Origin of the sequence: Stenotrophomonas sp. Ste86, assembly GCF_024519465.1 — a bacterium.
GTDB lineage: Bacteria > Pseudomonadota > Gammaproteobacteria > Xanthomonadales > Xanthomonadaceae > Stenotrophomonas.
In genome coordinates, this window is record NZ_JALJRW010000002.1 from 187,765 (window position 1) to 210,752 (window position 22,988).

Sequence of the window (22,988 nt, forward strand, 5' to 3'; positions counted from 1 at the left end):
GCCGCCCCCATGAGTGCAACCCAGAACGCCCCGGCCCGTGACCGGTTGCGGATCGCCATCCAGAAGAGCGGGCGGCTGGCCGAGCCGGCGCGCAGCCTGCTCACCGCCTGCGGGCTGAGCTGGCGGCAGAGCCGCGACAAGCTGTTCTGCTACGGCGAATCGCTGCCGGTGGACCTGCTGCTGGTCCGCGATGACGACATCCCCGGGCTGATCGCCGATGGCGTGTGCGACTTCGGCATCGTCGGCCGCAATGAACTGGACGAGCAGGGGGCCGCGCGCCGTCGACTCGGCCTGCCCGATGCCTACCAGGCGCTGCGCGGACTCAACTTCGGCCAGTGCCGGCTGATGCTGGCGGTGCCCGAAGAGTGGGAATGGACCGGGGTGGAACAACTGGCCGGCAAGCGCATCGCCACCAGCTATCCGGCGATCCTGGCCGACTGGCTGGCCGCACGCGGCGTGGACGCGCAGGTGGTGGAACTGTCCGGGTCGGTGGAAATCGCGCCGCGGCTGGGCACCGCCGACCTGATCTGCGACCTGGTGTCCAGCGGCGCGACCCTGGCCGCCAACCAGCTCAAGCCGGTGGAAACCCTGATCGAAAGCGAAGCAGTGCTGGCCGGTCCGGTGCGCACGCCCGATGACGCCCGCGCCGGCCTGATGGCGATGCTGCTGCGGCGCCTGGATGGCGTGGTGAAGGTCCAGGACAGCAAGCTGCTGATGTTCCGCGCCGCGCTGGACCGGGTGTCCGAGCTGACCCGGCTGCTGCCCGATGCCGACCCGCTGGTGCAGTTGCCCGATGACGGCGGCCACCTGCGTTTGCAGACGATGTGCCACGGCGCGTTGACCTGGCAGCGGTTGGAGGACCTGGAACGCGCCGGTGCGCAGGGGTTGATGGTGTTGAGCGTGGAGCGGTCGCTGGCATGAATCGTCTGACGTGGTCCCAATTGGATGCCGGCGCCCAGGCGCAGGCCTTGCAACGCCCGGTCCAGGCCGTGGCGGGGCGCACCCGTGAATCGGTCGCGGCGTTGATCGCGGCGGTGCGCGCGGGCGGCGATGCCGCGCTGCGCGAGATCACCCTGCGCTTCGACGGCGTGGCGCCGGAGAGCTTCGAAGTGAGCGAGGCGGAATTCGCCGCGGCCGAACAGGCGGTGTCCGCCGAGCTGCGCCAGGCGATGACCGATGCCGCTGCGCGGATCCGCACCTTCCACCAGGCGGGCATGAGCCAGGGCTATGCGGTGGAGACCGCACCGGGCGTGCGCTGCGAGCGCGTCGTGCGTCCGATCGGTCGCGTCGGCCTGTATGTACCGGCCGGCAGCGCGCCGTTGCCGTCCACCGCGCTGATGCTCGGCGTGCCGGCGCAGCTGGCCGGCTGCCGCGAAGTGGTGCTGTGCACGCCCCCGCGCAAGGACGGCAGCGCCGATCCGGCCGTGCTGGTGGCCGCGCGCCTGACCGGCGTGCACCGGGTGTTCAAGCTCGGCGGTGCGCAGGCGATCGCCGCGATGGCCTATGGCACCGACAGCGTGCCGGCCTGCGACAAGCTGTTCGGCCCGGGCAACAGTTTCGTGACCGAAGCCAAGCAGCAAGTGGCGCAGGACGGTGCCGCGGCGATTGACATGCCGGCCGGGCCGTCGGAAGTGCTGGTGATCGCCGATGCGGGTGCCAACCCGGCGTTCGTGGCCGCCGACCTGCTGTCGCAGGCCGAGCACGGCCCGGATTCGCAGGTGCTGCTGCTTACCGACGACGCGGCGATGCTCGACCGCGTGGCCGCCGAAGTGCAGGCGCAGTTGGCACGGCTGTCGCGTGCGGATATCGCCGCGCAGGCGTTGCAGGCCTCGCAGCTGATCCGGGTCGATTCGCTGGAACAGGCCTTCCAGATCAGCAATCGCTACGCCCCCGAACACCTGATCCTGGCCCTGCGTGAACCGCGTGCGTGGCTGGAGCAGGTCGAAGCGGCCGGCTCGGTGTTCCTGGGCGATTACACCCCCGAGGCACTGGGCGACTACTGCAGCGGCACCAACCACGTGCTGCCTACCGCCGGCGCCGCCCGCGCCTACAGCGGGGTGAGCGTGGCCAGCTTCCAGAACCTGATCAGCGTGCAGTCGGCCACCGCGCAGGGCATCGCCGCGATCGGTGGCTGCGCGCGCGTGCTGGCACGCGCCGAAGGGTTGGACGCACATGAAAACGCGGTGACCTTGCGCATGGAGGCCGCCGCATGAGCGCCTCGTCGTCGGTGATGTCGCTGGTGCGCCCGGACCTGCAGGCCTTTGCGGGTTATTCCTCGGCGCGCAGCAGTGCGCTGGTGGGCGATGTGTGGCTCAATGCCAACGAATCGGCCTGGGCCAACCCGGCCGACAGCGAAGGCCGCGCGCGCCGCTATCCGGACCCGCAGCCGGCTGCCTTGCGCGCCCGCCTGGCCGATCTTTATGGCTGCGCCCCGGATCAATTGTTGATGGGGCGCGGCAGCGATGAAGCGATCGACCTGCTGGTGCGCGCGCTGTGCGAACCGGGCCGGGATGCGGTGCTGGTGACGCCGCCGGTGTTCGGCATGTACGCGGTGTGCGCACGCCTGCAGAATGCACCGCTGCTGGAGGTGCCGCTGCGCGATGACGGCGACGCACTGAACGTCGATATCGATGCGGTGATCGCCGCCGCGCTGGCCGGCAACGCCAAGCTGGTATTCCTGTGTTCACCGTCCAATCCGGCCGGCAGCGCGATCGCGCTGGCGCAGATCGAGCAGGTGGCCCGTGCGCTGCAGGGCAGGGCGCTGGTGGTGGTGGATGAGGCCTATGCCGAGTACGCGGCGCTGCCGTCGGCGGTGTCGCTGCTGGCAACGTACGACAACCTCGCTGTGCTGCGTACCTTGTCCAAGGCGCACGCGCTGGCGGCGGCCCGGATTGGCAGCCTGATCGCCGCACCGGCGCTGATCCAGCTGCTGCGCCGCTGCCAGGCCCCGTATCCGATCCCCGGCCCGTGCGCCGATCTGGCCCTGGCCGGGCTGAGCGAAAGCAACCTGCAGCTGACGGCGTCACGCGTGGAGCGGATCAAGCTGGAGCGCAACCGCCTGCAACAGGCGCTGGCGGTGCTGCCGGGCGTGCTGCGGGTCTATCCCTCGCAGGGCAACTACCTGCTGGTCCGCTTCGCCGATGCGCAGCAGGCCTTCGACGCGTTGCTCGATGCGGGCGTGGTGGTGCGCGACCAGCGCGCCGCGCCACAGCTGCACGACGCGCTGCGCATCACCGTGGGCAGCGCCCTGGAGAACGATCGCGTGCTCAGTGCGCTGTCGGTACGGAGGGTTGCCGCATGACGCCCATCCTGTTCGTCGACCGCGACGGCACGCTCATCGAGGAGCCGGCCGATTTCCAGATCGATGCGTACGAGAAGATCCGCTTCGTGCGCGATGTGATCCCGGCCATGCTCAAGCTGCGCGATGCCGGTTACCAGTTCGTGATCGTCAGCAACCAGGACGGCCTCGGCAGCGAAGGCTATCCGCAGGCCAGTTTCGAGGGTCCCAACGACCTGATGCTGCAGATCTTCGCCAGCCAGGGCATCGTCTTCCGTGACGTGCTCATCGACGGCACCTGGCCGCACGACAACGCGCCGACCCGCAAGCCGGGCATCGGCATGATGCTGTCCTACCTGCAGGACCGCAGCATCGACTGGGCCCGCTCGGCGATGGTCGGTGACCGGCCTACCGACATCCAGTTCGCCGACAACATGAAGATCCGCGGCTTCCAGCTGCGCACCGGGCAGTTCGGCGGCGACTGGGACTGGAACGGCATCGCCCATGAACTGGCCGATGCGCCGCGCCGCGCCGTCGTGCAGCGCAATACCAAGGAAACGAAGATCCGCGTGGAGGTCGACCTGGACCGCACCGCCGAGCCGCAGACCCATACCGGATTGCCGTTCTTCGACCACATGCTGGAGCAGATCGGCAAGCACGGCGGGTTCGCGCTGAGCGTGCAGGCCGAGGGCGACCTGCACATCGACGAGCACCACACCATTGAAGACACCGGGCTGGCACTGGGCCAGGCGTTGCGTGAGGCACTGGGCGACAAGCGCGGGATCGGCCGCTACGGGTTCACCCTGCCGATGGACGAGACCCTGGCCAGCGCTGCGCTGGATTTCAGTGGGCGTCCCTATTTCGTGTTCGAGGGCGAGTTCAAGCGCGAGCGGGTGGGCGATATGCCCACCGAGCTGGTGCCGCACTTCTTCCGCTCGCTGTGCGATGCGGCCGGACTCAACCTGCACCTGAGCGTGCGCGGCGACAACGACCACCACAAGGTTGAGGCCTGTTTCAAGGCGCTGGCGCGTGCGTTGCGCCAGGCGCTGCCGCGGCAGGGCACCGCCTTGCCGAGCACCAAGGGGGCGCTGTGAGCGAGGTCGCGCTGATCGATGCCGGTGGCGCGAATCTTGGCTCGGTGCGCTATGCGCTGGAGCGGCTGGGCGTGCAGGTGCGGCTGGTGCGGGATGCGAAGGGGCTGCGCGGGGTGTCGCGGGTGATCCTGCCCGGCGTGGGCGCGGCGCCGCATGGCATGGCGCGCCTGCATGCGCAGGACCTGGTGCAACCGCTGCGCGACCTGGAGGTGCCGCTGCTGGGCATCTGCCTGGGCATGCAGCTGCTGTTCGAGGGCTCCGAGGAAGGCCACGTGGAATGCCTGGGGTTGATGCCGGGGGTGGTGCGCCACCTGCATCCGGCCACCGGCATCCGCGTGCCGCACATGGGCTGGAACCGGCTGCTGCCGCTGCGCGAATCGGATCTGCTAGCAGGCGTACCCGAGCGTGCCAGTGCGTACTTCGTGCACAGCTACGCCGCGCCGTTGGGTGAGCACACCGTGGCGGCCTGCGACCACGGCGGCCTGTTTGCCGCCGTGGTGCAGCGTGGCCGCCATAGCGGGGCCCAGTTCCATCCCGAACGGTCCGCCGCCACCGGCGCGCGGATCCTGCGCAATTTCATCGAGAACGAATCGACATGAGTTTCACCGTCTATCCCGCCCTGGACATCCGCGAAGGCCGCGTGGTGCGCCTGCTGCAGGGCGACTACGCGCAGCAGACCACCTATGGCGACGACCCGCTGCCGCGTGCGCAGGCCTTTGCCGACGCCGGCGCGGACTGGATGCACCTGGTCGATCTGGATGCCGCGCGGGCGGGGGGCTACACGCTTTCTCCGCTGCTGTCCTCGATCGCGCAGCAGACCCCGCTGAAGGTGCAGACCGGCGGTGGCGTGCGCTCGCGCGACGACGTCGCGCGCATCCTCGATGCCGGCGCGACCCGCGTAGTGGTCGGCTCGGTGTCGGTCCGCGAGCCGGAAACGGTGATCGGCTGGCTCGGTGAGTTCGGCCCGGAGCGGTTGACCATCGCACTGGACGCCCGCCAGGCCGACGACGGCCGCTGGCTGCTGCCGGTGCATGGTTGGACAGAAACCGCCGAGGACACGCTTGACGTGCTGGCCACGCGGTATGCCCAGGCCGGCATGCGGCACCTGCTGTGCACCGACATCGCCCGCGACGGGATGCTGTCCGGCCCCAACATCGGGCTGTACCAGCATCTGGCAGCGCTGCTCCCGGGCGTGGCCGTGCAGGCCTCCGGTGGCGTGCGCAGCGCCGCCGACGTGGCCGACGCCAAGGCGGTGGGTTGCGGTGGTGCCATTCTCGGCAAGGCCTTGCTGGAAGGCCGCATGACCCTGCAGGGAGCGCTCGCATGCTGAGCCGCCGGTTGATTCCCTGCCTGGACGTGCGCGACGGCCGCGTGGTGAAGGGCGTGCGCTTCCGCGATCACGTGGACATGGGCGACATCGCCGAACTGGCGCTGCGCTACCGCGACCAGGGCGCCGATGAGCTGGTGTTCTATGACATCGGCGCCAGCCCGGAAGGGCGCGCGGTGGACGTGGCGTGGATCGAGCGCATCGCGCGGCTGATCGATATTCCGTTCTGCGTGGCCGGCGGCATCAGCGATGTGGAGACCGCGCGCCGGGTGCTGTATGCCGGCGCCGACAAGATCTCGATCAACTCGCCGGCACTGGGTCGCCCGGCGTTGATCGAGGAACTGGCCGATGCCTTCGGCGTGCAATGCGTGGTGGTCGGCATCGACTCGGTGCGCGAGGCGGACGGGGAATGGCGGGTGCGCCGCTTCAGCGGCGATCCGGACAAGACCCAGGCGGTCCCCGTGCGTACGTTGGACTGGCTGGTGGAAGCGCAGCGCCGCGGTGCCGGTGAGATCGTGCTGAACTGCATGGACAGTGACGGCGTACGCCGCGGCTACGATGTGGCCCAGCTGCGCCAGGCACGCGCGTTGTGCCAGGTGCCATTGATTGCCTCCGGCGGCGCCGGTGAGATGCAGCACTTCGCCGACGTGTTCGACCAGGCCGACGTTGATGGCGCGCTGGCCGCCAGTGTTTTCCACAGTGGCGCCATCGCCATTCCCGCGCTCAAGCAGTTCCTGCGCGCGCAGCAGATCGAGGTTCGAGATGTCTATTGAAGTACTGCCCTCGCGCGAGGCCCTGGACGGGCTGGACTGGGCCAAGGGCGATGGCCTGCTGCCGGTCGTGGTGCAGGACGCCGATACCCTGGCGGTATTGATGCTGGGCTACGCCAACGCCGCATCGCTGGCGCAAACCCTGGCCACCGGGCACATGACCTTCTACAGCCGCAGCAAACAGCGGCTGTGGACCAAGGGCGAGTCCTCGGGCAACGTGCTGGCCGTGGTCGCCGTGCGCATCGATTGCGACCGCGACACCCTGCTGGTCAGCGCCCGCCCCGCCGGCCCGACCTGCCACACCGGCAGCGAAAGCTGCTTCGCGCAGGCACCGGGCAACTTCCTCGGCCGCCTGGATGCGCTGGTGTTGCAGCGCGAGCAGCAGCGCCCGGCCGGCAGCTACACCACCACGCTGTTCGAAGGCGGCACCCGCCGCATCGCCCAGAAGGTGGGCGAGGAGGGCGTGGAAACCGCGCTGGCGGGGGTGGTGCAGGACGACGCCGCGCTGCTCGGTGAATCGGCGGACCTGCTGTTCCACCTGATCGTGCTTTTGCGCGCGCGCGGGCTGTCGCTGGACGATGCGGTGCAGGTGCTGGCAACGCGGCACGCACGCTGAGCGCGACCGCGCGTGCCGTTTAACGTCGGTGAAACGCGGCACACGCGATGATGTGCCGCTTTACAATCACCCACCCCTGAACGGACTGTCCCGATGACCCGCACTGCTGCCTGGCTGGCCTGCCTGCTGTTGACCACCGCACCCGCCCTGGCCGCCGAGGTGACCGTGAGTGGCAAGGTCTACCAGGAGCGCGACGGCAAGCCCGGTCGCGGGCCGACCGATCCGGGCCTGGCGGGGGTGCAGGTCTCCAACGGCGAAACCATCGTGCGCACCGCCGCCGACGGCAGCTACAGCCTGCCCGTGCGCGACGGGCAGACGGTGTTCGTGATCAAGCCCGATGAGTATCGCTTCCCGGCCGCGGACAACGGGCTGCCGGCGTACTGGCGTCATTACGCGCCGCAGGGCTCGCCGCGGCTGAAGTACGACGGCATCCACGCGACCGGCACCAACACCCGCAACTGGGATTTCGCGCTGGAGCCGGCCAAGGGCAGCGATGCGGCACGCGCCGGGTTCGAGATGCTGGTGTTCACCGATTCGCAGACCGCCAGCAAGGTCGACATCGATTACTACCGGCGCGCCATCGTCGAACCGATCATCGGCAAGCATCCGGCGCGACTCGGCACCACGCTGGGCGACATCGTCAACGACGACCTGGACCTGTACCCGACCATCAACAAGGCCACCGCGCAGCTGCAGGTGCCGTGGTTCCATGTGCCGGGCAACCACGACCTGGATGTCGACGCCGGCGACGACCGCCATTCGCTGGACAGCTGGCGGGCGGTCTATGGCCCCGATACCTACGCGGTGGAGGAGGGCGGGGCCAGCTTCGTGTTCCTCGATGACGTGGTCTACGACCCCAAGGCCAAGCCGACCTACGTGGGCGGCTTGCGCGCGGACCAGTTCACCTTCCTCGGCAACTACCTCAAGGGCCTGCCGCGCGACCGGCTGGTGGTGCTGGGCATGCACATTCCGCTGTTCGATGCCGCCCCGGGCCGCGAAACCTTCCGCCATGCCGACCGCACGCGCCTGTTCGGGCTGCTCAAGGACTTTCCCAACGTGCTGGTGCTCAGCGGCCACAGCCACACCCAGCAGCACTACTACCACGGTGCCGCCGAAGGCTGGCAGGGGGCAAAGCCGCTGCATGAGTACAACGTCGGCGCCGCCTGTGGTGCGTTCTGGTCCGGAGTGAAGGACAGCAGCGGCATTCCCGATGCGACCATGAGCGATGGCACCCCCAACGGCTATGCGCTGCTGTCGGTCAGGCCCGGCGGCGACTACAGCCTGCGCTATTACGTGGCGCGCGCGCCGGAGGATTACCAGATCGCCCTTCACGCCCCCAAAGTGCTGCGCAAGGACGCCTACCCGGCATGGGGCGTGTACGCCAATGTGTTCATGGGCCAGGCCGATACGCGGGTGGAATACCGCGTGGACAATGGCGGCTGGCAGGGCATGAAGCGGGTGGAACAGCCGGACCCGCGCCTGCTGGTGGAGAACATGGCCGACGACCAGGCCGAGACGCTGCGCGGTTTCGATCGTTCGCCCGAAGCCACGCCATCGCCGCATCTGTGGCGCGGCGCGCTGCCGACCAATCTTGCTGCCGGCGAGCACAAGGTTGAAGTGCGCGCGGTGCATGCCGATGGCCCCACGTCCACGGCCAGCACCACCTATCGCCTGCAGGTGGCCAAGCCTTGATGGCGCTCACGCATACGCTCCGGTACGGCAACGTCCGCTTTGCAAACCGGGGCCGATCGCCGAAAATCGTGCAGAGTTGTTCGATCCCAGCCAAGGCCTGCGAGTGAGCGTTGCGGTACCGTTTCCGGACCCTGTTCCGGCCCTTCCCGACGCGACGTCTGCGATGACGCCCGGCTTGGAATCCCCGGTTGAACCGGTCATCGTCGCCGACGTCGGCGGCACTTTCGCGCGCGTGGCCCTGGCCGAGCTGCGCGACGGCCAGCCGCCGCACCTGCATGGTCTGCGCCGCTACAGCTGCGCCGAGTTCGCCAGCCTGGCCGCGATCCTGGCCGACTTCATCGCTGTCACCGCGCAGCCGGTGGATACCGCCGTGGTGGCGATCGCCGGCCTGCTCGAAGGCGACCACCTGGTCAACACCAACCTGGCCTGGCCGGTATCGGTGGCGGCCACCCGCGCCGAGGCCGGGCTGCGCTCGCTGGCCTTGATCAACGATTTCGAAGCGGTGGCCTACGCCATTCCCTGTGTGCAGCCGGAGACACTGGTAGCGCTCAATGGCGAGCCCAGCAGCGACAATTCGCCGTGGCCGGCGCTGGTGCTCGGGCCCGGCACCGGATTGGGTGCGGCGCTGCGCTTCCAGGGCGGCGATCAGCCGGTGCTGGCCAGCGAAGCCGGCCATGCCGCATTGACCGCCGGCAATGCGTTGGAGTTGGAGATCCTGCGCCAGATGCAGCAGCGGTGGGAACACGTGGACCAGGAGCGGATCCTGTCCGGCAGCGGCCTGATGAATCTGTATCCGTGCCTGTGCGGCATCCGTGGCGTGGCACCCCGCTGGCAATCGACCGAAGCGCTGATCGCCGCCGCGCATGCGGGCGAGGACGCGCTGGCGGTGGAGACGCTGCAGGTCTTCAGTGCATGGCTGGGCAGCCTGGCCGGCGATCTGGCGGTCACCTTCGGTGCGCGTTCGGTGTACCTGGCCGGCGGCATTTCCACGCGCATTGCGCCGTTCCTGCAGGCCGGTGGCTTCCGTGCGCGCTTCCTGGCCAAGGGGGTGATGTCGCGGGTGCTGGCGCAGGTGCCGGTGTGGCGGGTGGAACACGGCGAGCTGGGCATGCTGGGCGCGGCGGTATGGCATGCCGCGCGCCGCGAACGCGCGGTGGCATGAACGCATCCCGCCCGGATGCCGGGCGGAACAACCACAGCTGTTGCAGGGGAGGGTTCAGATGACCGATCGCAGGCAGTTCCTCCAGGCCGGTGCATTGGCCGCCGGTGCACTGGCGTTGCCGCGCGTGCGTGCGCAGGCACGTTCCGGCGCACGGGTGGTGTCCACCTGGGATTTCGGTGTCGGCGCCAATCAGGCTGCGTGGAAGGTGTTGTCCGGCGGCGGCAGTGCGCTGGATGCGGTGGAAGCGGGCGCACGCTGGGCCGAGAGCGAGCTGTGCAACCCCACCGTCGGCCGCTGCGGCAATCCCGATCGCGACGGCGTGCTCAGCCTGGACGCCAGCATCATGGACGGCGACGGCCGCTGTGGTTCGGTGGCGGCGCTCACCGACATCCTGCATCCGGTGTCGGTCGCCCGCAAAGTAATGGAAAACACCCCGCACGTGATGCTGGTCGGGCAGGGGGCGAAGCAGTTCGCGGTGGAACAGGGCTTCGAGCGCCAGAAGCTGCTCACCCCTGCGGCGGAAAAGGCTTGGCGTGAATGGCTGAAGACCGCCCAGTACACGCCTGAGATCAATGCCGAGCGGCGTGGCCGTCCGGGCGACAGCAGCAACCATGACACCCTGGGCATGCTGGCGATCGACGTCAATGGCCGCCTTGCCGGTGCATGCACCACCAGCGGCATGGCGTGGAAGCTGCACGGGCGCGTGGGTGACAGCCCGATCATCGGCGCTGGTCTGTACGTGGACAACGAGGTGGGCGGCGCGACCGCCTCGGGCGTCGGCGAAGAAATGATGCGCAACGCGGCGTCGTTCCTGGTGGTGGAACTGATGCGCCAGGGCCGCTCGCCGGCCGATGCCTGCCGCGAGGCGATCGCACGGCTGGTGCGCAAACGACCGGAGGCCAGCAAAACGCTGCAGGTGTGCTTCCTCGCCTTGGACAAGCACGGCGAGGTCGGTGCGTACGCGCTGCACCGTGGCTTCGTCTATGCCGTATGCGACAAGGACCGCCAGGATGACCTGCGCGATTCGGCCTCGGTCTATACCAGCGAGCAGACATGAGCCCACCGCGCCGGGTGCTGGAAATCGCCTCGAACTCGGTGGCCTCGGCACTGGCCGCACAAGCCGGCGGCGCCGACCGGATCGAACTGTTCGACAACCTCGCCGAGGGCGGCACCACCCCGTCCCACGGCAGCATCGCCGTGGCGCGCGAACGCCTGTGCATTCCGGTGTTCGTGCTGATCCGTGCGCGGCCTGGCGACTTCCTTTACGGCGCGCTGGAAACGGAGATCATGCTGCGTGATATCGCGCAGTGCCGGGCACTGGGCTGCGATGGCGTGGTGATCGGCGCGCTGGATGCTGACGGCGGCATCGACGTGGCACTGTGCCGCGAGCTGGTGCAGGCGGCGGGACCGATGCAGGTGACGTTCCATCGCGCCTTCGATGCGACGCGCGATCTTCCGCAGGCGTTGGAGCAGGTGATCGCGCTCGGCTGCCAGCGCGTGTTGAGCTCCGGCGGGCGGGGCAGTGCCGAGGCCGGTGCGGACGCGCTCGCAACGCTGGTGGCCCAGGCCGATGGCCGCATCAGCGTGATGGCCGGTGCGGGAGTCAGTGCCGGCAACATCGCCGCCATCGCCGCCCGCAGCGGATGCCACGAGCTGCACGCGTCTGCCAAGGCCACGCAGCGCTCGCCGATGCGTTTCCACAACCCCGCGCTGACCGGGTTGTCGCCCGACTGGACCGCCACCGACCCGGCAACCGTCGCCGCCCTACGCGCCGCCCTCGATCGGTAGAGCCACCCCATGGGTGGCTGCCTTTCCGTCCGGCATTGCGCGCAGCCACCCATGGGGTTGCTCTACCGGTTTGCGCGGAGTGCGCGGAATGCACGGGATGCACGGAATGCACGGGATGCACGGGATGCACGGGATGCACCGGGTCCACGGATCGTACGAGGGTAGAGCCACCCCATGGGTGGCTGCCTTTCTGTCCGGCACCGCGTGCAGCCACCCATGGGGTGGCTCTACTCCGGGGGAGGCATCGCCACAAAAAACGGCAGCCACCTGTACGAGCGTGGCTGCCGTGGAGGACCGTGCCCCCGCCGGGGGGCGGGGGCGGGTGACGCTTAGAACTTCCAGTTCACGCCGACGTACAGCTGGCGGCCGGTATAGGTGTTGGAGATCAACCGCGCCTTGCTGTCGCTGCCCAGGTAGATCCGCTGTTCGGACTTGGTGGCATTGAGCACCGAGGCGGTCAGGGTCAGGGCATCGGTCAGGTTGTAGGCCGCGTTGAGGTCCAGCTGGTCGTACGGCTCGGAGTACTGGGTCAGGCCGTTGACCAGCCCGCCCACCACTTCGCCGCGGCGGTTGTACGAGGCGCGCGCCAGGAACTTCTGGTTCTCGTAGAAGACCGTGACGTTGGCCTGGTTCTTGGCGCTGCCCACCAGCGGCGAGGAGCCGATGTTCTGGCCGTCCAGCACGATGGAGGCCAGGTTGGTGTCGTTGTAGGTGTAGTTGGCCTGCACGCCGAAGCCCATGTCGAAGGTGTACTGACCGTACAGCTCCACACCCTGCGACACGCCATCGCGGCCGTTGGCTTCGGTTTCGTACTTCTGCACCGTCACCGTCTGGCCACCCACGGTCATCTGCTGGTCGCGCACCACCGGCACGGTGAAGTTGTCCACGTTCTTGCGGAACAGGGCCGCACCGGCCACCGCGCCCGGCTTGAAGTACCACTCCAGGCCGATGTCGAACTGGGTCGCTTCGAACGGCTCCAGGTTCTTGTTGCTGCCGTGGCCGTACCAGCCGGGGGTATCGGTGCCGCCGGCGACACGACGGTCGTTGCTGTATTCCTCGCTCACGTAGCTCAGGCTGCCGGGCGCCGCGATGCTGGTGTAGCCGGGGCGGGCGATGACCTTGGACGCGGCGCCGCGCAGCACCAGGTTGTCGGTGATGTCCCAGGCGATGTTGAAGCTCGGCAGGAAGTCGGTGTAGGTCCGTTCAAGCGAGGCGAACTCGTAGGTCTTCTCGCGGGCCAGGCCATCGGGCAGGCGCACGAAACCGCTCTGGCACACATAACCGGTGTTGGAGGCGATCAGCGGTCCAGCGGCCGGATCGTTGCAGCCCATCGGCGCGCCCGCGGCGTTGTCCTGGAAGTAGTCGTTGAACTTCTCCACCGAATCGCTGGACTCGGCGAACTGCTGGGTTCGCACCACGCGCACGCCGACGTTGCCGCGCAGGCGCTCGGTACGGAAGTTGGCCTGGAAGTAGCCGGAGTAGATCTTCTCGTTGACGTTGTAGACGAAGTCCTCTTCCTTGCGGCTGTAGGAACCGCCGTATTTCTGGTTGAGGAAGTCGATGTAGGCGGGGTAGTTGATGCCCGGGAACACGTTGGCGTTGAAGCCGCCGGCGATGTTGTTGATCGGGCTGGACAGGAAGAAGCCGGGCTGGGCCTGCCCCGCGGTCGAATCGCACCCGGCCTGGTAGCGGTTGTTGTCGTAGTCGGCCGGGTCCTTGCCCTGGCACACCCAGTAGGTGTTGCCGGTATTGCGGTGGACTTCACCATCACGGTACTTGGCGCCGAACTGGATCGAGTCCAGCCAGCCGCTTTCGAACATCTTGGTGACGTCGGCCTGGAAGTAGTTCTGCTTGACGCTGGTCTGCATCCACGACGAACCGGTGGAGCCGGTATCGATCTCGGCGATGCCGGCCATCAGCTGGTCCTGCAGGTTCGGCGAGAACGTGGCGCTCGGCGTGCCGGTCAGGTCCCAGGCGCTGTAGGTGTTGCCGGACTGCCACACGCCATCGACCTGGCGGCGCGGCTTGGCCGACATGCTGAAGTTCATCGACGGACCGCCCTCGGACCAGGTGCGGCCACCGGTGAAGGAGGCCTTCCACAGCGGGCTGATGTCCCAGTCGACGGTGAGGTCGGCGGTCTGCGACAGCGCTTTTTCCTTGCTGTAGGTACCGGTCAGCTGCGGGGTGGGGATGGTGCAGTCGTCCGGTCCCCAGCCACCCGGCGCCATGCCGGCGGCGGCGGCCTGTTCTTCGCTGCAGTAGTAGGTCTTGCCGGCCAGCTTTTCGTACTGCGCACCGGTGACGATGCTGCCACTGGGGTCGAAGCTGAGCCCGTTGAGCAGGCGGCCGCCGTCCCAGTTGCCGTCGCCGTTGTAGCGCGCCAGGTTCCATTCCGGAATCTTCAGCATGTTCTGGGTGTAATCCCCCTGCAGCTCGAAGCGGAAGTAGTTGGCGGTCAGGGTCAGGTTGTCCAGCGGCTTGAACTGGAAGGTGAACTGGCCGCCGGTACGCTCGCGCTTTTCTTCCTTGACCGCGAAGTTCACCGAGGTCGGCATGAAGAATTCGCTGTAGTTGCGCCCGCTCTGGTCATTGAAGCCGGACTGGCCCCACCAGTAGTGGATGCCGTCCTGCGACAGCACGTTGCCGTTGGCATCGCGTGCGTCGGTGCCGTTGCCGTACCACTGATAGTCCTCGGTGCTGGCCTGCATGGTGCGGCTGGTGCGGGTCTGCTTGGTCGCCCCGACCAGCAGGCCGAAACGCTCGTCCTTGCTGTGCCAGGAGTACAGCGCCGACACCTGCGGTTCGAGGTCGTGGCTGGTATCTGACGAAGTGCCTTCCAGGTTCACGTAACCGGAGTTGGCTTCCATATCCAGCGGACGACGGGTATGCAGGATCACCGTGCCGCCGATGCCGCCCTCGTCGATGCGCGCCTCGGGCGATTTGAACAGCTCCGCGCTGGACAGCATGTTTGCCGGCAGCAGCGTGTAGTTGAACGAGCGCGTCGCTTCGTTGTTGGTTTCCGAGGTGGCGACGTAGTTGCCGTTCAACTGGGTGAGCGTCAGGTCCGGGGCGAGGCCGCGCACGCTGACGGTCTTGCCTTCGCCGCCGCTGCGCTCGATGACCACGCCGGGCACGCGCTGCAGCGCATCGGCGACGTTTTTGTCGGGGAACTTGCCGACGTCCTCGGCGGTGATCACTTCGACCACGGCGTTGGCGTCGCGCTTCTGCTGCAGGCTCTTTTCGATGGCGTAGCGGTAGCCGGTGACGGTCACGCTGTCGAGCGTGGTGGCCTCCGGTGACGAGGCCGGGCTGGCCTGTTGTGCAAAAGCGCTGGCCGGAACCAGCGCGGCGGCGAACAGCGCGGCGGTAATGGCGGCCGACAGCGTGTCGCGGTTGCGCATGCGGGACATCTTGCTCATTCCACTCTCTCCCTCTCCTGGATTGAAACGGTGGCGATACGTGATTGAATCGATCTAATTTTCAAGGCGCCTTGGGGCGTCGAGTCGTGCGTCCGGCATGCAGCGCGTGGTGGTCCCCACCCACCCCTCCAGCAATCGTGACCGTTTAAAGTTGGATCGATCTAAACGATTGGCGGGGATTTTTTAGCACGGCCCGGCGGGCGACGCATGCTGCTGCGCAATATGGCAAGCGCGCGTCGAGGGTATGACGCGATCGAAAAAACCATGAAAACGTTTTCGTGCGCGGAGACGGCTGGGGAGGGATGGCTGTCGCGTCGCTCGCAGAGGCATCAGCCATCCATCGCCAGGTTGCGTCGAGGCCACGAACAGATGCTGAAGGGTCGGCCGGGCGGCACGGCGCAAGCGTGCCTCCGCCTATCCGGGCCCGTCATGTTGCGCCGCAGAATGCATCGGCCGAAATCCCCGTGCTTTACTTGAATCGATCTAAATTCACGGCAACGTGGATCTGGAGCCGCGTCCCGGGGAGACGCCCGGCCAGCAGTGGCGGGGCTTTGCGCCCCTTCGTCAGCACCGACATCGACCCACAGGATCCACCCATGCGCCGAATGCCGTCCGCCTCTGTCGTCCCCCCGTCACGCCGCGCCCTGCCACGCCTGGCCTGCCTGTTCGCCCTGGCGTTCGCGCCGATGCTGCAGGCCGCCGCCCCGGTCGCGCTCGAGCGCGAGGTCAACACGTTCATCGGCAGCAAGGATGACGGCAACACCTTCCCGGGCGCCTCGGCCCCGTTCGGGCTGATCCAGGTCAGCCCGATCGGCGAGCACTACGCCGGCTGGCGCTATGACGATCCCAAGATCCGCGGCTTCGGCCACTCCTTCCTGTCCGGTGCCGGCTGTTGGGAGCAGGGCGGGCAGGTCTCGGTGCTGCCGGTCACCGGCAGCATCGGCAAGGGCGGCGACTTCAACACCGACGATGCCAAGAGCTTCGACCACAAGCGCTACGCCTCCAGCTACACCCATGACGGCGAGGTCGGCCAGGCCGGCTACTACAAGGTGCGCCTGACCGGTTACGGCGGCATCGATGCCGAGGCCACCGCGCGTACCCGCGCTGCGGCCGAGCGTTACACCTTCCCGGTCGACGCCGGTACCGGCCATGTGCTGGTCAACGTCGGCCAGGCCAACGAGCGGCATTCGGTGATCGGCAGCGTGATCGACGTGGTCGGCGACCGCGTGGTCGAGGGCAAGCTGGTCACCAAGAGCTTCTGCGGCGGGCACCAGTACACCACGTGGTTCCGCATCGAATTCGACCGCCCGTTCAAGGCGTTCGGTACCTGGGGCGAAGAGGGCGGCCTGGCCGGTGCGCGGCATCGCATGGAAGGCGAACAAAAGCCCAGCGGCGCGTGGTTGAGCTTCGACGTGGGCAAGGGCACGCAGCGCGAGGTCACCGCGATCAGCGCGATCTCGCACGTGGACGCCGAAGGCGCGCGCACCAACCTGCGCAGCGACGGCATGCAGGGCGGCAAGCTGCTGGGGTTCGAGCAGATGCGCACGCAGGCCCAGCAGCAGTGGCGGCGAGAGCTGGCCACCACGCGCGTGGAAGGCGGCAGCAGCGATGACCGTACCGTGTTCTATTCGGCGCTGTACCACGCACTGCTGCAGCCGCTGACCGGCAGCGATGCCGACGGCCGCTACCGTGGCTACGACGACGCCATCCATCGCGCGGACGGCTGGACCTACTACGAATATTTCTCGTTGTGGGATACCTACCGCGCGCAGAACCAGTGGCTGGCATTGACCCGCCCGGCGGTGGCGCGCGACATCGGCCGCAGCCTCCTGGCCATCAACGAACAGGGCGGCTGGCTGCCGCGCTGGGGCTACGCCAATTTTGAAACCAACATCATGACCGGCGATCCGGTCACCCCGTTCCTGGTCGACCTGTGGCGCTTCGGCGCGCTCGCCGGGCGCGAGGCCGAGGCCTACACCGCGCTGCGCCGCAACGCGTTCGAACAGCCGCCGCTCAACTCGCGCCACGCGGGCCGTTCCGGCAACCCGGGTTACGTGGAAAACGGGTTTGTCGCCTACGACCGCGCGTTCCCCTCCAAGGGCATGGACGTCGATCCGCATCACGGGGGGTCGGCCACGCTGGAATACGCGCTGGCCGACTGCGCGCTGGCACAGATGGCCGATGGGCTGGGCCATGCCGACGATGCGGCTACGCTGCGCACGCGCGGCGGCAACTGGCACAAGGTGTGGGACCCGCAGGTGCGCGATGAAGAGACCGGCATGAGCGGGTTCCCGCGTCCGCGCATGGACGATGGCAAGTGGTACGTGCCGTCCGACGGCCACTACAGCCCGCGGTCGCACCATGGGTTCCATGAAGGCACCGCGTGGCAGTACCAGTGGCTGGCACAGCAGGACATGCCCGGCCTGGTCCAGGCCATGCACGGCCGCGAGCAGGCCGGCAAGCGCCTGGATGCGTTCTTCGCCTACGACGCCCTGGTGCAGTCGCCGCTGACCGCCGCACGCAAGGAATGGGTGGTGGGGCCGTACAGCTACTACAACCAGTACCGCTACAACCCCAACAACGAACCGGACCTGCACGCGCCGTGGATGTACACGCTGATCGGCCAGCCGTGGAAGACCGCCACGGTGGTGCGCGCGGCCCAGCAGCTGTTCACCAACGCACCCAACGGCGTGACCGGCAATGACGACCTGGGCACGATGTCGGCGTGGTACCTGTTCAGCGCGATCGGCCTGTACCCGGCGGTGCCCGGCAGTGGCCAGTTCCTGCTGCACACCCCGCGCTTTTCCAGGGTGGAGGTGGACCTGGGCACCGGCCGTAGCCTGACCCTGGCCGCCGCCGGTGCCGATGGCCGCACCCTGCAGTACGTGCAGGGCGTGCGCGTCGACGGCCAGGACCACGCGCCGGTGTGGCTGGACTGGACCCGCCTGCAGCAGGGCGGGCGCATCGACTTCGCGCTCGGCGCCCAGGCCCCGACCACCGGCTGGGGCACCCGCGCCGAGGCATTGCCGCGCTCCTACTGCGCCACCCCGGGCGCGTCGCTGGAATGAACCTGCGTCTGCCCAACGGCTGCGCCCCGACCACCGGCACCGGCACGGTCCGTTGGCCGATGCGATCGTTTAGGCTTGCGGGATGACAAGGACCGGGCGGACACGATGAACGACAAGGCCACACCCGCAGGCAAGGGAACGCGCGCAGTCACCGTGACCGATATCGCCGAGGCGATCGGCGTGTCGCGGGCGACCGTGTCGCTGGTGCTGCGCGGCAGCCCGCTGGTCAACGTCGACACCCGTGCCCGGGTCGAGGCCGAGCTGCGCCGCCAGCGCTATGTCTACAACCGGGGCGCGGCCAACCTGCGGCGGCGCACGTCCTCCAGCGTGGCCCTGGTGATCAACGACCTGTCCAACCCGTTCTTCGCCGAGTTCGCCTCCGGCGTGGACGAGGCGCTCGGTGCGAAGGGGTTTGTGACCCTGCTCGGCAGCACCGGCGAATCGCCGCAGCGGCAGCAGGCGGTGTTGACCACCTTGATGGAACACACCCCGGCCGGCCTGATCCTGTCGCCGGCCGAAGGCAGCGACGCGGCGGAACTGCGCCAGGTGCTGGGCTTCAATGCCAACGTCCTGCTGTTCAACCGCGAGCCGCCCGGCGCCGACTGGGACTTCCTCACCCTGGACAACCAGCAGGGCGCCTACCTGGCCACTCGCCATCTGATCGAACGCGGTCACCAGCGCATCGCCTTCTTCGGTGGCCACGCCGATTCCAGTTCCTGCCACCAGCGTCGGTTGGGCTACGCACAGGCACTGGCCGAAGCGGGCAGGGACGTGCAACCGGACTGGCTGATCGAATCGGCGCCCAACCGCCTTGAAGCCGCCGCGCGCAGCGAAGAACTGTTCGCGCGCGATCCTGCGCCCACCGCGGCGGTCTGCTACAACGACAGCGTCGCCCTCGGCCTAATGCTGGGCCTGGCCTCGCGCGGGGTGCGGCCCGGCATCGATTTCGCGGTGACCGGGTTCGATGACATTTCCGAAGCGGCGGTTGCCCTGCCGCCGCTGACCACGCTCACGGTGAACCCGCGCGAGCGTGGCCGGCAAGCGGCCGAACTGCTGCTGCAGCGGCTGGACCATCCCGAAGCGGCACCACAACGCACCGTGGCGCCCGTACAACTGCGCATCCGTGCCAGCAGCGGCCCCGTGGCCGCGTGATGGCGTCTTCCTTCACCTGCTCGCGCAACGAGGCGCGTACCTGAATGCCCATTTCTCCAACGCCCCGACTGCCTTCCTCGTCTGCGTCCGCGCCCGTGGTCAACACGCGCATGGCCCTGGCCGTGGCGACCACGATCTTCTTCATGTGGGGCTTTTTGACCTGCCTCAACGACATCCTGATTCCGCATCTGAAGGCGGTGTTCGAACTGAACTACGCCAAGGCGATGCTGGTGCAGTTCACCTTCTTCGGCACCTACTTCCTGATGTCGCTGCCGGCCGGTCGGCTGGTGGCGCACCTGGGCTACAAGAAGGGCATCGTGGCCGGCCTGGCCATTGCCGCGGTCGGCGCGCTGGGCTTCTGGCCGGCGGCCGAACTGCGCGTGTATGAAGCCTTCCTCGGCGCGCTGTTCGTGCTCGCCACCGGCATCACCGTGCTGCAGGTGGCGGCCAATCCGTACGTCGCGCTGCTCGGTCCGGAACAGACCGCGTCGAGCCGTTTGACCCTGGCCCAGGCATTGAACTCGCTGGGCACGGCGATCGCACCGATCTTCGGCGGCCTGCTGATCCTGGGCAACACGGTCAAGAGTGCCGATGAACTGGCCGCGCTGCCGTCGGCCGAACAGATCGCCTACCGCGTGCAGGAAGCGCAGTCGGTGCAGGGCCCGTACGTGGGCCTGGCGATCGCGCTGGCGCTGCTGGCCGTGTTCGTCTACCTGTTCCGCCTGCCGGCATTGACCGAGACCACCGAGCAGGCTGACAGCGGCAAGCACACGCTGCTGGACGCGCTGCGCCACAAGCACGTGCTGTTCGGCGTGCTGGCGATCTTCTTCTACGTGGGCGCGGAAGTGTCGATCGGCAGCTTCCTGGTGAACTACCTGTCGATGCCGGCCATCGGCGGCTTCACCGAGCAGCAGGCCACCCATTACGTGTCCGCGTACTGGACGCTGGCGATGATCGGTCGCTTCGCCGGCTCGGCGATCATGACCCGCTTCTCGCCGCGCGTGCTGCTGACCGTGTTCGCCGCGGTCAACGTACTGCTGCTGGCGCTGACCATGTTCAGCACCGGCCACGTAGCGCTGTATGCGGTGGTGGCGGTGGGCCTGTTCAACTCGATCATGTTCCCGACCATCTTTGCGTTGAGCATCGAGCGCCTGGGGCCGCTGACCAACAAGGCCTCCAGCCTGCTGATCATGGCCATTGTCGGGGGCGCGGTGGTGCCCTACCTGCAGGGCGTGCTGGCCGACCATATCGGTCTGCAGCCGTCCTTCATCCTGCCGCTGGTGTGCTACGGCTACATCATTTTCTATGGCCTGTCGGGTTCGCGCCCGAGCGCCGCATTCCGCCACGGAGCCTGAGGCCAGAATGAGCAAGATTGTCTGTTTCGGCGAGATTTTGATCGATCTACTTGCGCAGCCGCCGGCCAGCGCCGACACCCCGCGCGCGTTCCTGCAGTACGCCGGTGGGGCACCGGCCAACGTCGCGGTGGCCGCGGCGCGGCTGGGCGCGGACACCCATTTCGCCGGCATGCTCGGCAACGACATGTTCGGCGACTTCCTCGCCGAGAGCCTGGCCGACGCCGGCGTGGCCACCGACTGCATCGTGCGTACCGGTGCGGCCAAGACCGCGCTGGCGTTCGTGGCGCTGGACGCCCATGGCGAGCGCAGTTTCAGCTTCTACCGGCCGCCGGCGGCGGACCTGCTGTTCCGCAGCGAGCACTTCCACGCCAGCTGCTTTGACGGCACGCGCAGCTTCCATGTGTGTTCCAACAGCCTGACCGAGGCCGAGATCGCCGCGACCACGCTGGATGGCATGCGCCGCGCGCGTGCCGCCGGTGCGATGGTCAGCCTGGACCTCAACCTGCGTCCTGCGCTGTGGCCTGCCGACGTGAACCCGCTTCCGCGACTGTGGGACGCGCTGGTGCTGGCCGATCTGGTCAAGCTCTCCCGCGAAGAGCTGGAGTATCTGGCGGCTGACCAGGCCGGTGGCGACGCGGCGGTGATTGCGCGTCTGCTGGCCGCGCAGGCCCAGGCAGTGGTGATCACCGACGGTGCCGCGCCGATCCGCTGGCACACCCGCCACGCCGATGGCGTACTCACCGGCTTCCGCGTGCAGACGGTGGACTCTACTGCCGCCGGCGATGCGTTTGTCGGCGGCCTGCTTTTCGGCATCGGTGAGCGCGGTGGTGATGGCGCCGCGTTCGCTGGTTTCTGCCAGGACCCGGCCGCGTTGACCGGTGCGATCCGCTTCGGCGCCGCCGTCGGTGCGCTCGCGGTCACCCGCAAGGGTGCGTTCGCGGCCATGCCCAGCCTTGAAGAAGTCCAGCAACTGCTGCAGCAACAACAGGATGACGCCGCATGAACACGCCCATCAATGGCACCCCGGTTCCGCCGCCCCCCGATTTCCGCTCGCCCGAGTTCCTGCGCGCCCACATCGCGCAGACCATGGCCTTCTACCAGCCGCACGAGATCGACCCGAAGGGCGGCTTCTTCCACTACTACCGTGACGATGGCAGCGTGTACGACACCGCGCATCGGCACCTGGTCAGCAGCACCCGTTTCGTGTTCAACCACGCCATGGCCTACCGGGAGTTCGGCAAGCCCGAAGACCTGGCGGCGGTCGAGCACGGCGTTCGCTACCTGCGCGACGTCCACCGCAACGCGGCCACCGGCGGCTACGCCTGGACCCTGCGCGATGGCGTGGTCGAAGATGCCACCAACCACTGCTACGGCGTGGCCTTCGTGCTGCTGGCCTACAGCTGTGCGCTCAAGGCCGGCATCAGCGACGCGCGTGTGTGGATGGACGAGACCTGGCAACTGTTGGAGACGCGCTTCTGGGAGCCGGCGTTCGGCCTGTACAAGGACGAAGCCGACGCCGCGTGGAACTTCAGCGATTACCGTGGCCAGAACGCCAACATGCACATGTGCGAGGCGATGCTCGCCGCTTTCGAGGCCAGTGCCGAGCAGCGCTACCTGGATCGCGCGCTGCTGCTGGCCGACCACATGACCCGCCGCCAGGCCGCGCAGGGCGATGGCCTGGTGTGGGAACACTACGATCCGCAGTGGCAGATCGATTGGGACTACAACCGCGACAACCCCAAGCACCTGTTCCGCCCGTGGGGCTTCCAGCCCGGCCACCAGACCGAATGGGCCAAGCTGCTGCTGATCCTGGATCGGCACGTCCAGGCCGAGTGGCTGGTGCCCACCGCGCGGCACCTGTTCGATGTCGCCGTCGAGCGCAGCTGGGATGCCGCGCGCGGTGGTCTGTATTACGGTTTCGCGCCCGATGGCAGCGTCTGTGATGACGACAAGTATTTCTGGGTGCAGGCCGAGTCCCTGGCCACCGCCGCGCTGCTGGCCAAGCGGACCGGCGATGCCGCGTACTGGGACTGGTACGACAAGCTCTGGGGCTATGCCTGGGAGCACATGATCGACCATCGCTACGGTGGCTGGTACCGCATCCTGGATGCGGACAACCGCACGTACAGCGACGAAAAAAGCCCGGCCGGCAAGACCGATTACCACACCATGGGCGCGTGCTACGAAGTGCTCAACGTAGTCCGTTGAATCCGGCGGCGCCGACCGTTGGTCGGCTACCCCAAACCCCGGTAGAGCCGACCGTTGGTC

General features: G+C 68.0%; 18 protein-coding genes. 17 read left to right on the forward strand and 1 reads right to left on the reverse strand.

Annotated features, from left to right (window positions below; translation table 11 throughout):
- Positions 1-9 precede the first annotated feature (9 nt).
- The 12 genes from hisG (at position 10) to NR101_RS03205 (ending at position 11,726) form a co-directional block, all read left to right on the forward strand.
- Positions 10-921, forward strand: a complete 912-nt coding sequence (gene hisG / locus NR101_RS03150) for an ATP phosphoribosyltransferase (RefSeq protein WP_256773897.1) — start codon at positions 10-12, stop codon at positions 919-921.
- The gene (gene hisD, locus NR101_RS03155) at positions 918-2,213 is read left to right on the forward strand and encodes a histidinol dehydrogenase (protein ID WP_256773896.1); all 1,296 of its coding nucleotides are present in this window, start codon (positions 918-920) and stop codon (positions 2,211-2,213) included. Before hisG ends, hisD begins: the two co-directional genes overlap by 4 nt.
- Positions 2,210-3,301: a histidinol-phosphate transaminase gene (gene hisC / locus NR101_RS03160; protein WP_256773895.1), complete on the forward strand. Its 1,092-nt coding sequence runs from the start codon at positions 2,210-2,212 to the stop codon at positions 3,299-3,301. Before hisD ends, hisC begins: the two co-directional genes overlap by 4 nt.
- Complete coding sequence (gene hisB / locus NR101_RS03165; RefSeq protein WP_256773894.1) at positions 3,298-4,371, forward strand: bifunctional histidinol-phosphatase/imidazoleglycerol-phosphate dehydratase HisB; 1,074 nt, start codon at positions 3,298-3,300, stop codon at positions 4,369-4,371. The genes hisC and hisB overlap by 4 nt, the downstream gene beginning before the upstream one ends.
- Complete coding sequence (gene hisH / locus NR101_RS03170) at positions 4,368-4,970, forward strand: imidazole glycerol phosphate synthase subunit HisH (RefSeq protein WP_256773893.1); 603 nt, start codon at positions 4,368-4,370, stop codon at positions 4,968-4,970. The genes hisB and hisH overlap by 4 nt, the downstream gene beginning before the upstream one ends.
- Positions 4,967-5,701, forward strand: a complete 735-nt coding sequence (gene hisA / locus NR101_RS03175) for a 1-(5-phosphoribosyl)-5-[(5-phosphoribosylamino)methylideneamino]imidazole-4-carboxamide isomerase (RefSeq protein WP_256773892.1) — start codon at positions 4,967-4,969, stop codon at positions 5,699-5,701. The genes hisH and hisA overlap by 4 nt, the downstream gene beginning before the upstream one ends.
- Positions 5,695-6,471, forward strand: coding sequence for an imidazole glycerol phosphate synthase subunit HisF (gene hisF, locus NR101_RS03180; RefSeq protein WP_256773891.1), 777 nt, complete (start codon positions 5,695-5,697; stop codon positions 6,469-6,471). Before hisA ends, hisF begins: the two co-directional genes overlap by 7 nt.
- Positions 6,461-7,084 carry a bifunctional phosphoribosyl-AMP cyclohydrolase/phosphoribosyl-ATP diphosphatase HisIE gene (gene hisIE / locus NR101_RS03185; RefSeq protein WP_256773890.1) on the forward strand — a complete coding sequence of 208 codons (624 nt, stop codon included), beginning with the start codon at positions 6,461-6,463 and terminating at the stop codon, positions 7,082-7,084. Before hisF ends, hisIE begins: the two co-directional genes overlap by 11 nt.
- Positions 7,085-7,177: 93 nt before the next feature.
- Positions 7,178-8,776, forward strand: a complete 1,599-nt coding sequence (locus NR101_RS03190; protein WP_256773889.1) for a calcineurin-like phosphoesterase family protein — start codon at positions 7,178-7,180, stop codon at positions 8,774-8,776.
- A gap of 163 nt (positions 8,777-8,939) precedes the next feature.
- The gene (locus NR101_RS03195; RefSeq protein ID WP_256773888.1) at positions 8,940-9,938 is read left to right on the forward strand and encodes a glucokinase; all 999 of its coding nucleotides are present in this window, start codon (positions 8,940-8,942) and stop codon (positions 9,936-9,938) included.
- A 58-nt stretch (positions 9,939-9,996) separates the two neighbouring features.
- On the forward strand, positions 9,997-10,995 hold the full coding sequence (locus NR101_RS03200) for a N(4)-(beta-N-acetylglucosaminyl)-L-asparaginase (RefSeq protein ID WP_256773887.1): 999 nt from the start codon (positions 9,997-9,999) through the stop codon (positions 10,993-10,995).
- Positions 10,992-11,726 carry a copper homeostasis protein CutC gene (locus tag NR101_RS03205; RefSeq protein ID WP_256773886.1) on the forward strand — a complete coding sequence of 245 codons (735 nt, stop codon included), beginning with the start codon at positions 10,992-10,994 and terminating at the stop codon, positions 11,724-11,726. Before NR101_RS03200 ends, NR101_RS03205 begins: the two co-directional genes overlap by 4 nt.
- A 329-nt stretch (positions 11,727-12,055) precedes the next feature.
- Here NR101_RS03205 and NR101_RS03210 read toward each other — a convergent pair whose 3' ends face one another.
- Entirely contained in the window at positions 12,056-15,145 is a 3,090-nt protein-coding gene (locus tag NR101_RS03210; protein WP_256773885.1) for a TonB-dependent receptor, read from the reverse strand.
- 686 nt (positions 15,146-15,831) lie between these two features.
- Here NR101_RS03210 and NR101_RS03215 point away from each other — a divergent pair.
- From NR101_RS03215 to NR101_RS03235, 5 genes are all read left to right on the forward strand, one after another.
- A complete protein-coding gene (locus NR101_RS03215; RefSeq protein ID WP_256774139.1) occupies positions 15,832-18,213 on the forward strand; it encodes a GH92 family glycosyl hydrolase in 2,382 nt (793 codons plus the stop codon).
- Between the two features lie 105 nt (positions 18,214-18,318).
- On the forward strand, positions 18,319-19,365 hold the full coding sequence (locus NR101_RS03220; protein ID WP_256773884.1) for a LacI family DNA-binding transcriptional regulator: 1,047 nt from the start codon (positions 18,319-18,321) through the stop codon (positions 19,363-19,365).
- 44 nt (positions 19,366-19,409) lie between these two features.
- The gene (fucP, locus tag NR101_RS03225; RefSeq protein WP_256773883.1) at positions 19,410-20,720 is read left to right on the forward strand and encodes an L-fucose:H+ symporter permease; all 1,311 of its coding nucleotides are present in this window, start codon (positions 19,410-19,412) and stop codon (positions 20,718-20,720) included.
- A 7-nt stretch (positions 20,721-20,727) separates the two neighbouring features.
- Positions 20,728-21,723, forward strand: a complete 996-nt coding sequence (locus tag NR101_RS03230) for a carbohydrate kinase (protein WP_256773882.1) — start codon at positions 20,728-20,730, stop codon at positions 21,721-21,723.
- Entirely contained in the window at positions 21,720-22,928 is a 1,209-nt protein-coding gene (locus NR101_RS03235; RefSeq protein ID WP_256773881.1) for an AGE family epimerase/isomerase, read from the forward strand. Before NR101_RS03230 ends, NR101_RS03235 begins: the two co-directional genes overlap by 4 nt.
- The last annotated feature ends 60 nt before the right edge of the window (positions 22,929-22,988 follow it).